The following is an 11,627-nucleotide window of genomic DNA, read 5'->3' as shown; positions in this document are numbered from 1 at the left end:
GGCCGGTTACCGGGTCAGTCGCGCACGGCCAGTGCACGGGCGCACGACGGTCGCATACGCACGCCGAATGGGCACAGTGAGGTCGCAGGGGGCTCAGTTCCCTGCGTGCTTCGGTCGGATTCGGTCACAACCGGTCTTGGTGGTGCGTCGCGGGCCGCTCACAGCGCTGCCCGCACCGCCCCTTCGATCCGCGGGAACGCGAAGCGGAAGCCCGACTCCAGCAGCCGCGCCGGCAGGACCCGGGCACTGCCCAGCACGTCCCCGGCCATCTCGCCCAGCACCGTCCGCAGCACCGCCTCCGGCACCGGGAACAGCGCCGGCCGGCGCAGCACACGGGCCATCGTCGCGGTGACCTCCCGGTTGGTCACCGGATGGGGAGCCGTCAGGTTGAACGGGCCGGACAGCCCGTCGGTGTCGAGGAGGTGGCGCAGCGCCGCCACCTCGTCGTGCAGGGCGATGAACGACCAGTACTGGCGTCCGTCGCCCATCCGCCCGCCCAGACCGGCCCGGAAGAGCGGGAAGAGCCTGCCCCACGCCCCGCCCCCGCGCGCCACCACCAGACCGGTCCGCGCGAACACCGTCCGCACGCCCGCCTCCCGGGCGGGCGCCGCCGCGGACTCCCACTCCACGCACACCCCCGGCAGGAAACCCTCACCCGGAGGCGCGCCCTCGTCCACCGCCCGGTCACCGGTCTCGCCGTAGTAGCCGATCGCGCTGCCGTTCAGGAACACCCGGGGCCGTGCGTCCTCCGGCAGGCCGGCGACCGCCTCGGCGAGCGCGGTCGTGCCCCGTACCCGGCTGTCGCGGATCCGCGCCTTGTAGGCGTCCGTCCAGCGGCGGTCGCCGACACCCGCGCCCGCCAGGTTCACCACCGCGTCGCACCCGGCGAGCCCGGCCGCGTCCACGGAACCCCGCTCCGGATCCCACCGGACCTCGTCCGCCGCCCGGGGCGCGGCCCGCACCAGCCGGACCACCGTGTGCCCGTCCGCCGTCAGGGACCGCACCAGGGCACCCCCGATCAGCCCGGACGCCCCGGCCACCGCGATTCGCGCACGCTCCATGCCGTCCATCCTGCCCCTCGCGGCGCGGAAATCACGGCAGGCCGCCGCGTCACGGCCGTACAGTGACGCCATGACCGCGCCCCTCATACGTCCCGCCCGCCCCGAGGACGAGGGCGACCTCGCACGCCTCGACCGCGAGACGTGGTCCCACCTGTTCGCCGTCATGCCCCGGCCCGAGCCGGGCGAGCCGTTCTTCCGCGAGACCTGCGGACCGGACGCCCACCTCGTCGCCGAGCACGACGGCCGCCCCGTGGGCTACATCCGGCTCGGCCACCCCACCCCGCTCAAGTCCAACGAGCACGTCCAGCAGATCCGCGGCCTCGCCGTCGCCGAGGAGGCCCGCGGCAGGGGCGTCGGCCGGGCCCTGGTACGGGCCGCCGTCGCCGAGGCCCGGCGCCGGGGCGCCCGGCGGATCACGCTGCGCGTCCTGGGCCACAACACCCCCGCCCGGACGCTGTACGCCTCGGAGGGCTTCGTCGTGGAGGGCGTGCTGCCGGAGGAGTTCCACCTCGACGGCGCCTACGTCGACGACGTCCTGATGGGACGCCCGCTGGTGTGACCGGCGCCGACCGCGGCCAGGGGGTGTCCTACACCTCCTAGGAGGTCACGACCTCGCCGGTGTCCACCGGGGTGGTGGCGTCCGCCGCGCGCTCGGCGTCCTCCGCCACCTCGTCCGCCGTCAGCACGTAACCCGTCTCGGCGTCCGTGGTGGAGCGCGCGAAGACCACGCCGAACACCCGGCCGTCGGTGGTCAGCAGCGGCCCGCCGGAGTTGCCGGGGCGGACGGTGGAGCGGATGGAGTAGATCTCGCGGGTGACCGTCGCGTCGCTGTAGATGTTCTGCCCCCGGGCCTGGAGCCGGTTGGCCACCGTCGCCGCCTGGAGGTTCAGGTCGCCGTCCTGCGGATAGCCCGCGACCACAGCGGAGTCGCCGCGCCCCGCGTCGTCCACGAACCGCAGCACCGGAGCCCGCAGGTCCGGCACGTACAGCACGGCCACGTCCTTCTGCGGGTCGAAGAGCACCACCCGCGCCTCGTACGTCCGCCCGACCCCGCCCACGCGCACGGTCGGCTCGTCGATGCCCGCCACCACGTGCGCGTTGGTCATCACGTGCTCCCGCGCGTACACGAACCCGCTGCCCTCGCGGCCCTGCGTGCCCGCCACGCCCTCGACCTTCACCGTGCTGCGCTGCGCCGCACGGGTCGCGGCCGCCGTCACGCTGTCGCCGGACGGCTCGGCGACCTCGGCGGTCGACTCGTTCTCGAAGGGGTTGAACACCTGCGGGAACCCCGCCTCGGTCAGCGCCGAGGTGGCACGGGAGAACCAGCCCGGAGTGGTGTCCGGCATCACGTCCTGCACCGCGCCCAGCAGCCGCGAGTCCCTGATCGCCGACGTCACCAGCGGCGACGAGGACGCTCCCAGCACGCTCGCCGCCACCCACGCCACGATCAGCACGGCCACCGCGTTGGCCACCGCGCCGCCGAGCCCGTCCGCCACCCGCAGCGGGCCGGCGTCCAGCTCCCGCCGCAGCCGGAGCGCCAGCCGTCCCGCCAGCTCGTGACCCACCACGGCCGGCAGCAGCACCGTGAACACGGCCGTCACCGTCGCCCGCGTCGTCCCCGCCGTCACCAGGTCCATGACCCACGGCAGGATCCACACGCCCACGACCGCACCGCCCACGAAACCGGCGAGCGAGACGCAGCCGGCCAGCAGACCGCGCCGGTAACCGGACGCCGCGTAGGCCAGGACGACCAGCAACAGCAGGATGTCGAGCAGGTCCACGCACGCCGCCTTTCTCTCGGACCCCCCAATACGTGGGGGAGGGGCCCGGTGATCAGCCACGCGCGCGACGGCCGCCGGACAGCGGCCACGCGCGCGTGCACTGGGGGAAACGTCGCGGACCGGGGCGATGGTTCCACCGGATGGCACACCACGGATCGCGGACCCCGCCGACGCGGCCCACAGTGGGGCCATGCGTGTCCCGAGACGACCGCGCGGAGCGCGGAAGCGCCGGGCCTCCCGGATACCCGGCGGGCCCGGCACCCCCCGGCTGCCGACGGCCGCCGGGGTGGCGCTCGGCTGTCTGCCGGGCCTGGCGGCCGCCGTCGCCCTGGTGCTGTGCGCCTACGGCGTCGAGCGGGCCGCGGGGTCCGCCGGCACGGCCTCCGCCGCACGCGCCGAACCCGCCTTCCAGGCGCCCCGGCCGCCGATCGTGCCGCGCGCCGTCTGGCTGGGTGACGACGCCCGCGAGCAGCCGCCACCGCGCTACGACGACGAGGTCGTCGCGGTCTTCGTGCACCACACCGACTCACCGGGCACGTACGACTGCGCGGAGGCCCCCGGCATCATCAGGGGCCTGTACGAGGGCCAGACCGTGGGCCGGGACTGGGACGACCTCGGATACAACTTCGTCGTCGACCGCTGCGGCACCATCTACGAGGGCCGCGCGGGCGGCACCGACCGCCCCGTCACCGGCGCCCACACCCAGGGCTTCAACCACCGCACCACCGGCATCGCCGCCCTCGGCACCTTCACGGAGGGCGCCCACGTGCCGTCCGAGATGCTCGACGCGATCGCCGCGCTGGCCGCGTGGAAGCTCGGCACGTCCGGCACCGACCCGCGCGCCGAGGTGCGGCTGGTCTCCAGCAACGGCGGCAGCCGCTACGCGGCCGGCACCACGGCCACCCTGCACGCGGTCGCCGGCCACAGCGACGGGTTCATGACCAGCTGCCCGGGCGCCGCCCTCCAGGCGCGCCTCCCCGACATCAGGACCCTCGCGGCCCGCATCCAGGGCCGCGACACCGCGGAGCAGGCCCTGGGGAAGGACACCGGCCCACCCGTACGGAACACCGTGAAGCAGAACATCGCACAGAACGAAGAGCACACCCATGAGTGACACCCCCCGAAGTAGCACCTGGGCGGCCGTGCTGCGCCGCCCCTGGGCGGCGCTGTGCGCCGCCGCGGCCGTCGTCCTCGGACCGGCCGCCCACACCGCCTCCGCCCTCACCCAGGCCAACGCCGCGCCCCTGCGCCAGGCGCCGACTCCCCACCGGCGTCTGTGACCGGGCACGCGACCGCCACCGGGTCGTGGCCTCGCCGCCGATAAGGGGCCTAGTCCCGGAAGCGTTCCCAGAGCCGCGGGTAGCGCTCGGCGAGCAGCGCCTCGTTCTCGAAGTCGAGCGGTGTGCCCTCCGGTTCCACCGGGGCCGGGGGCAGCTCGAGGTCCGGAGCCACCGTCCCGGTGAGCTGCTCGTAGGCTTCGTCCGCCGCGTAGCCGAGGTCCTCGCCGTCGCCGTCGATCTCCTCGTCGAAGTCGTCGTCCAGCAGGTCGGCCAGCGCGTCCGGGTCGTGCAGCGCCCCTTCGAAGACCTCACGGCCCTGGCCGATCAGCCAGCACCGGAAGAAGTCGAAGGCGTCGTCGCTCGCGCCGTCGAGGAGCACCCACGCGGCGCCCCACAGGTCCCAGCGGTAGGCGCGGTGGTAGCGGGACTCGAAGTGACGGGCGAAGTCCAGGACCGCCTCCGGATCCAGCCGTACGAGCCGCTCCACGAGCAGATCGGCCTGTTCCTCGGGGTCGCCCTCGGCGTCCTCCCGGGCGGTGTCCACCAGCTCCCAGAACTCCGTCTCGTCCATCACGTGGTCCAGCATCGACCCTGCACCCCGCGGACGCACCCCGGACGCGCGTCAATCCGCCACGAGGGGCGCGGGGGCATCCGCCGTTCACCGCCCGTACAGTGCCGCCAGCCGCGCGGCCTCCGCCGCGAACCGCTCCCGCAGGGAGACCGGCTCCAGCACCTCCGCCTCCGCCCCCAGTGCCGTCAGCTGCGCGAAGGCGACCTCCTCCGACTCCACCGGCAGCGTCACCCGCACCCACCCGTCCCGGTCCGGCTCGCCGGCGTGCTCCAGCGCCTCCCGTGCGGACAGCGGGTCCAGGGCCTGCGGCAGCCGGCGCACGCCCCCGGGCGACAGCCGCACCACCACCTCGGCCCGCAGGATCGACCGCGCGAACTGCTCCGCCCGCTCCTCCCAGAACGCCGGCAGGTCGAAGTCCGCCGCGCGCCCGAAACGCTCGCCGCCCGCCTCCACCGCCGTGAACCGGTCGATCCGGTACACCCGGAAGGCGTCCTGCTCCGCCACCCGCGCGCACAGGTACCAGACGCCCGCCTTGAGCACGAGCCCGTACGGCTCCAGCCCCCGCTCCACCTCGGCCTCGCCGCGCCGGTAGCGGGCGGTGATCCGCCGGTCGTCCCAGACCGCGTCCGCGACGGCGGGCAGCAGCTCGGGCGTCGTCGGCTCGCGGAACCAGTTCGGGGCGTCCAGGTGGAAGCGCTGGGCCGCCGTGCGGGAGGCGTCCCGCAGGGACGGCAGCAGGGCGGCCGACACCTTCAGCCGGGCCGCCGAGGCCGCGTCCTCCAGCCCCATCTCGCGCAGCGCCCCCGGCACCCCGGACAGGAACAGCGCCTCCGCCTCACCGCGCGCCAGCCCGGTCAGCCGCGTCCGGTAGCCGCCGACCAGCCGGTAGCCGCCGATCCGCCCCCGGTCCGCGTACACCGGCACCCCGGCCTCCGACAGCGCCTGCGCGTCCCGGGTGACCGTACGCTCCGACACCTCCAGCTCCCGCGCCAGTTCGGCGGCGGTCATGGAGGGCCGGGACTGGAGCAGCAGCACCATCTTGATCAATCGGGCAGCGCGCATGCAGCACATCATGCAGGAGGCCCCCGGCGCTCACCGAGCGCCGGGGGCCTTCCGCACGGCCGGCCCCTACAGGCCGTACTTCTCGCGCGCTTCCTTCACGGCGGCGGCCTTCACCTCGCCGCGCCGGGCCAGCTGGGCCAGGGCCGCGACGACGATGGACTCGGCGTCGACACCGAAGTGGCGGCGGGCCGCCTCACGGGTGTCCGACAGGCCGAAGCCGTCGGCGCCCAGCGAGCTGTAGTCCTGCTCGACCCACTGCGCGATCTGGTCCGGCACCTGGCGCATGTAGTCCGACACGGCCAGCACCGGGCCCTCGGCGCCCTGGAGCGCCCGCTTGACGAACGGCACCCGCTCCTCGCCGCGCAGCAGCGCCTCGTCGGCCTCCAGCGCGTCGCGGCGCAGCTCGGTCCAGGAGGTGGCGGACCACACGTCGGCGGCCACACCCCACTCCTCCGCGAGCAGCCGCTGTGCCTTCAGCGCCCAGTGGATCGCCGTACCGGAGCCGAGCAGCTGGATGCGCGGGGCGTTGGCGGCGGGGGTCAGCCCGGCCGTCTCCGCCGTGTTGAAGCGGTACAGGCCCTTGACGATGCCCTCGTCGACACCGGCCGCCGACGGCTTCGCCGGCTGCGGCAGCGGCTCGTTGTAGACCGTCAGGTAGTAGAAGACGTCCTGGTCCTCGCCCGGCCGGCCCTCGCCGAACATCCGGCGCAGACCTTCCTTGACGATGACGCCGATCTCGTACGCGAACGCCGGGTCGTACGTCAGCGCCGCCGGGTTGGTCGCGGCGATGACCGGCGAGTGGCCGTCGGCGTGCTGGAGGCCCTCGCCCGTCAGCGTCGTGCGGCCGGCCGTGGCGCCGACCAGGAAGCCGCGGCCGAGCTGGTCGCCGAGCTGCCACATCTGGTCGCCGGTGCGCTGCCAGCCGAACATCGAGTAGTAGATGTAGAACGGGATCATCGTCTCGCCGTGCGTCGAGTACGACGTGGAGGCGGCGACGAACTCGGCCATGGCGCCGGCCTCGGTGATCCCCTCGTTGAAGATCTGGCCGTTCTTGGCTTCCTTGTAGTACATCAGCTGGTCGCGGTCGACCGGCTCGTACGTCTGCCCCATCGGCGAGTAGATGCCGAGGGACGGGAAGAGGCTCTCCATGCCGAAGGTGCGCGCCTCGTCGGGGACGATCGGCACCCAGCGCTTTCCGGTCTCCTTGTCGCGGACCAGGTCCTTGACCAGGCGGACGAACGCCATGGTGGTCGCCACGTTCTGCGAACCGGAGCCCTTGTCGAAGGCGGCGAACGCCTTGTCGGCGGGCTGCGGCAGCGGCGCGACCGGGTGCACGCGGCGGGCCGGGGCCGGACCGCCGAGGGCGGCGCGGCGCTCCTGGAGGTAGCGCACCTCGGGGGAGTCGGCGCCCGGGTGCACGTAGGGGACCTCGCCGTCGGCGAACCGGGAGTCCGGGATCGGCAGCTCCAGCCGGTCGCGCATCGCCTTGAACTCGTCCACCGACAGCTTCTTCATCTGGTGGTTGGCGTTCTTGGAGGCGAAGCCCTCACCGAGGGTGTGGCCCTTGACGGTCTGCGCCAGGATCACGGTCGGCGCGCCCTTGTGGGCCAGCGCGGCCCGGTACGCGGCGTAGACCTTGCGGGACTCGTGGCCGCCGCGCGAGAGGTGGAAGCACTCGAGGATCTTGTCGTCGCTCAGCAGCTTCGCCATCTCGACGAGCGCAGGGTCCTTGCCGAAGAAGTCCTCGCGGATGTAGGCGGCGTCGCGCGTCTGGTACGTCTGCACCTGCGCGTCCGGCACCTCACGGAGACGGCGTACGAGCGCGCCGGTGGTGTCGAGCCGGAACAGCTCGTCCCACGCGGTGCCCCACAGCGTCTTGATGACGTTCCAGCCGGCGCCGCGGAACTGGGCCTCCAGCTCCTGCACGATCTTGAAGTTGGCGCGGACCGGACCGTCGAGGCGCTGCAGGTTGCAGTTGACGACGAAGGTCAGGTTGTCCAGCTGCTCGCGGGAGGCGAGGGTGAGCGCCGTCGTCGACTCGGGCTCGTCCATCTCGCCGTCGCCGAGGAACGCCCACACGTGGGAGTCGGAGACGTCCTTGATGCCGCGGCTGGTCAGGTAGCGGTTGAAGCGCGCCTGGTAGATCGCGGAGATCGGCCCGAGGCCCATCGACACGGTGGGGAACTCCCACAGCCAGGGCAGCCGGCGCGGGTGCGGGTAGGACGGCAGTCCGTTGCCGCCCGCCTCCCGGCGGAAGTTGTCGAGCTGCTGCTCGCTGATCCGGCCGTCGAGGAACGCACGGGCGTAGATGCCGGGGGAGGCGTGGCCCTGGATGTAGAGCTGGTCGCCGGAGCCGTCACCCTCCTTGCCGCGGAAGAAGTGGTTGAAGCCGGTCTCGTACAGCCAGGCCGCGGAGGCGAAGGTGGCGATGTGGCCGCCCACGCCGTACTTGCTGCCCCGGGTCACCATGGCGGCCGCGTTCCAGCGGTTCCAGGCGGTGATGCGCTGCTCCATCGCCTCGTCGCCGTCCACGGCGGGCTCGGCGGAGGTGGGGATGGTGTTGACGTAGTCGGTCTCGAGGAGCTTCGGCAGCGCGATGCCGGCGCCCTCGGCGCGCTCCAGCGTGCGGCGCATCAGGTACGCGGCACGGTGCGGCCCGGCCGCCTTGGTGACGGCGTCCAGGGAGGCCTGCCACTCGGCGGTCTCCTCGGGGTCGCGGTCCGGGAGCTGGTCGAGCTCGCTCGGCTGGATGGCGTTGGGGTCGGTCATGTCGCCGCCTTCCTCAGTCGAAGGGGGTTCCCTCATCGGTAAGGGTTCGGGGGTGCCCTTGGTCTTTGGCAGGACAGGGCGGGGGACTTCGGTGGAAGTCCGCAGGCGACAATAACCCCCTGATCGATGATCGATCAAAGGGTTGAGGGGTAAAACCTCTCGATCCCGAGAAAGTCGGCACGGGGTGCCTCCGGCGGTGGCACCGGGTGACTGTCGATGGGGGTTGTTTGCGCAGGTGAGGGCGTATGGGCGCGGAAGAGCGCGGCGGTTCCGTCGTACGGCGACCGCCGGCCCGCCGTGGCTGATCGCGTAGTTCCCCGCGCCCCTTCAGGGGCGCGGGGAACTACGCAAACGGGTCGGGGCGGCGGGGGCGAAGACAACCACGGGGCCTACGCCCGCGGCGCGCACCCCAGCACGTGGGCCTTCACCAGCTCGGCGATCCGCGGATCACGCCGCCGGAACGCCGCGACCAGCTCCTCGTGCTCCTCCGCGTACGACTGCTGCACCGTCCCCAGCCACCGTATCGACAGAGCGGTGAACACCTCGATCCCCAGCCCCTCCCAGGTGTGCAGCAGCACCGAGTTGCCCGCCGCCCGCACCAGCTCCCGGTGGAACGCCACCGTGTGCCGTACCTGCCCCGTCCCGTCGGCCAGCCGGTCCGCCTCGTACAGCGCCGCGACGTGCGGCTCCAGCGCCGAGCAGTCCTCCGCCAGCCGCCCCGCCGCCAGCTCCGCCGCGATCGCCTCCAGGCCGGCCCGGACGGGGTAGCTCTCCTCCAGGTCGGCGGCCGTCAGGTTCCGCACGCGTACGCCCTTGTTCGGCGCCGACTCGATCAGCCGCAGCGACTCCAGCTCGCGCAGCGCCTCCCGCACGGGCGTCTGGCTGACCTCCAGCTCGGTCGCGATCCGCCGCTCCACGATCCGCTCGCCCGGCTTCCAGCGTCCGCTGATGATCCCTTCCAGGATGTGCTCGCGGATCTGTTCGCGCAGCGAGTGGACGACGGGCGCGGTCATGAGGGGCTCCTTAGCGGGGCCCGCGGGCCCCCGGGGGGCTTTGACGAATAGACAATACGGCCGTGAGCCCGCCCCGCAGGGGCGCACGGGGGCGCTTTCCCCCAGGTGAGACGAGACTTACACGCCCCATACGCCGGTGCCCCCGCCCGGGAAGCCCTCAAGGGCTACCGGACGGGGGCACCGTACGACCTGTCAGCGGCCGGAGACCACCGGTCGGGTCAGAGGCCGAGCTCGACCTCGAACTCGCCGGCCTCCAGGATCGCCTTGACCGCCGTCAGGTAACGGGCCGCGTCGGCGCCGTCCACCAGACGGTGGTCGTAGGAGAGGGTCAGGTAGGTCATGTCGCGGACGCCGATGACCGTGCCCTCCTCGGTCTCGATGACGGCCGGACGCTTGACCGTGGCACCGATGCCGAGGATCGCGACCTGGCCCGGGGGCACGATGATCGTGTCGAACAGCGCGCCGCGCGAACCGGTGTTGCTGATGGTGAAGGTCGCGCCGGACAGCTCGTCCGGGGTGATCTTGTTGCCGCGGACCTTGCCCGCCAGCTCCGCCGTGGCCTTGGCGATACCGGCGATGTTGAGGTCGCCGGCGTTCTTGATGACCGGGGTCATCAGGCCCTTCTCGGAGTCCACCGCGATACCGATGTTCTCGGTGTCGAAGTAGGTGATGGTCCCCTCGGCCTCGTTGATCTTGGCGTTGATCGGCGCGTGCGCCTTCAGCGCCTGGGCCGCCGCCTTGACGAAGAACGGCATCGGGGAGAGCTTGACGCCCTCGCGGGCCGCGAACGCGTCCTTGGCGCGGGCGCGCAGCTTCATCAGGCGGGTGACGTCGACCTCGACCACCGAGGACAGCTGCGCCTGCTCGTGCAGGGCCTTGACCATGTTGTCGCCGATGACCTTGCGGATCCGCGGCATCTTCACGGTCTGACCGCGCAGCGGGGAGGCCTCCAGGGCGGGGGCCTTCCTCGCGGCGGGCGCGGCGGCAGCGGCGGCCGGGGCCGGAGCCGGAGCCGCGGCCTTGGCGGCCTCGGCGGCGGCGATGACGTCCTGCTTGCGGATGCGGCCGCCGACGCCGGTGCCCTTGACGGTGGACAGGTCGACGCTGTTCTCGGCGGCGAGCTTGCGCACCAGCGGGGTCACGTAGGCACCCTCGTCCGTGGCCTGGGCGGCAGCCGGGGCCGGGGCGGCGGGCGCCTGCGGAGCCGGAGCCGGAGCGGCCGGAGCGGGCGCCGGAGCGGCCGGCTGCGGAGCCGGGGCGGCCTGCTGCGGAGCCGGAGCCGGAGCCGGAGCCGGGGCGGGAGCGGCCTCCTGGGCGGGTGCCGGAGCCGGAGCGGCCGGGGCGGGCTCGGGCTGGGCCGGGGCCTCGGGGGCGGCCGGGGCGGGGGCGGCGGCCGGAGCGGCACCAGCCTCACCGATGACGGCGAGCTTGGCGCCGACCTCGGCCGTCTCGTCCTCGCCGACCACGATCTCCAGCAGCGTGCCGGAGGCGGGCGCCGGGATCTCGGTGTCGACCTTGTCCGTCGACACCTCCAGCAGCGGCTCGTCGGCCTCGACGCTGTCACCGACCGACTTCAGCCAGCGGGTGACGGTGCCCTCGGTGACGGACTCGCCGAGCGCGGGCAGGACCACGTCCGTGCCCTCGGCGGAACCGCCGCCGGCCGAGGCCTCGGCGCTGGGCGCCGGAGCCGGGGCGGACTGCTCGGTGGACGGCTGCGCCTGGGGCTCCGGGGCGGGAGCCGGCGGGGCGGCCTGCTCGGCGGCGGGGGCCTGCTCGGCCGCCGGGGCGCCGGAGCCGTCGTCGATCAGGGCCAGTTCGGCGCCGACCTCGACGGTCTCGTCCTCGGCGACCTTGATGGAGGACAGCACGCCGGAGGCGGGGGCGGGAATCTCGGTGTCGACCTTGTCGGTGGAGACCTCGAGCAGCGGCTCGTCGGCCTCGACACGCTCGCCCTCGGCCTTCAGCCAGCGGGTGACGGTGCCCTCGGTGACGCTCTCACCGAGCGCCGGAAGGGTTACGGAAACCGGCATGGTTTCGGTTGCTCCTTTGGAAGTGCGGAAGTCTGTGTCGTCGCGCCCGGTGACCGAGAG

General features: G+C 73.5%; 10 protein-coding genes. 3 read left to right on the top strand and 7 right to left on the bottom strand.

From position 1 onward, the window contains the following. Positions 1–158: 158 nt before the first annotated feature. Positions 159–1,061, bottom strand: a complete 903-nt coding sequence (locus IE118_RS02065) for a TIGR01777 family oxidoreductase (protein WP_189555468.1) — start codon at positions 1,059–1,061, stop codon at positions 159–161. 70 nt (positions 1,062–1,131) lie between these two features. Here IE118_RS02065 and IE118_RS02060 point away from each other — a divergent pair, with 70 nt between their 5' ends. Next, the gene (locus tag IE118_RS02060; RefSeq protein ID WP_189555467.1) at positions 1,132–1,620 is read left to right on the top strand and encodes a GNAT family N-acetyltransferase; all 489 of its coding nucleotides are present in this window, start codon (positions 1,132–1,134) and stop codon (positions 1,618–1,620) included. A gap of 37 nt (positions 1,621–1,657) precedes the next feature. Here the strand turns inward: IE118_RS02060 and IE118_RS02055 are convergent, their stop codons facing one another. Next, positions 1,658–2,842 (bottom strand): MarP family serine protease, encoded by a 1,185-nt coding sequence (locus tag IE118_RS02055; protein WP_189555466.1) that lies wholly within the window; start codon positions 2,840–2,842, stop codon positions 1,658–1,660. Positions 2,843–3,128: 286 nt separating this feature from the next. On the opposite strand from IE118_RS02055, the gene IE118_RS02050 reads away from it, so the two are divergent. Then, positions 3,129–3,956 carry a peptidoglycan recognition protein family protein gene (locus IE118_RS02050; protein ID WP_229846665.1) on the top strand — a complete coding sequence of 276 codons (828 nt, stop codon included), beginning with the start codon at positions 3,129–3,131 and terminating at the stop codon, positions 3,954–3,956. Next, positions 3,949–4,122: a hypothetical protein gene (locus tag IE118_RS02045; RefSeq protein ID WP_189555464.1), complete on the top strand. Its 174-nt coding sequence runs from the start codon at positions 3,949–3,951 to the stop codon at positions 4,120–4,122. Before IE118_RS02050 ends, IE118_RS02045 begins: the two co-directional genes overlap by 8 nt. Before the next feature lie 49 nt (positions 4,123–4,171). Here IE118_RS02045 and IE118_RS02040 read toward each other — a convergent pair whose 3' ends face one another. The 5 genes from IE118_RS02040 to sucB all read right to left on the bottom strand — a co-directional run bounded on the left by IE118_RS02040 (position 4,172) and on the right by sucB (position 11,567). Further along, positions 4,172–4,693 (bottom strand): DUF4240 domain-containing protein, encoded by a 522-nt coding sequence (locus IE118_RS02040; RefSeq protein WP_189556053.1) that lies wholly within the window; start codon positions 4,691–4,693, stop codon positions 4,172–4,174. Positions 4,694–4,780: 87 nt separating this feature from the next. Then, positions 4,781–5,755 carry a helix-turn-helix transcriptional regulator gene (locus IE118_RS02035; RefSeq protein WP_189555463.1) on the bottom strand — a complete coding sequence of 325 codons (975 nt, stop codon included), beginning with the start codon at positions 5,753–5,755 and terminating at the stop codon, positions 4,781–4,783. A gap of 66 nt (positions 5,756–5,821) precedes the next feature. Continuing rightward, complete coding sequence (gene aceE, locus IE118_RS02030; protein ID WP_189555462.1) at positions 5,822–8,524, bottom strand: pyruvate dehydrogenase (acetyl-transferring), homodimeric type; 2,703 nt, start codon at positions 8,522–8,524, stop codon at positions 5,822–5,824. 389 nt (positions 8,525–8,913) lie between these two features. Next, on the bottom strand, positions 8,914–9,537 hold the full coding sequence (locus tag IE118_RS02025) for a GntR family transcriptional regulator (protein ID WP_189555461.1): 624 nt from the start codon (positions 9,535–9,537) through the stop codon (positions 8,914–8,916). Positions 9,538–9,755: 218 nt separating this feature from the next. Then, a complete protein-coding gene (sucB, locus tag IE118_RS02020) occupies positions 9,756–11,567 on the bottom strand; it encodes a 2-oxoglutarate dehydrogenase, E2 component, dihydrolipoamide succinyltransferase (protein ID WP_189555460.1) in 1,812 nt (603 codons plus the stop codon). Positions 11,568–11,627 lie beyond the last annotated feature (60 nt).

Source organism: Streptomyces pilosus (assembly GCF_014649835.1).
Taxonomy (GTDB): domain Bacteria; phylum Actinomycetota; class Actinomycetes; order Streptomycetales; family Streptomycetaceae; genus Streptomyces; species Streptomyces pilosus.
Note: the sequence above shows the minus strand (reverse complement) of the source record. Positions and strands in the feature narration are given on the sequence as shown.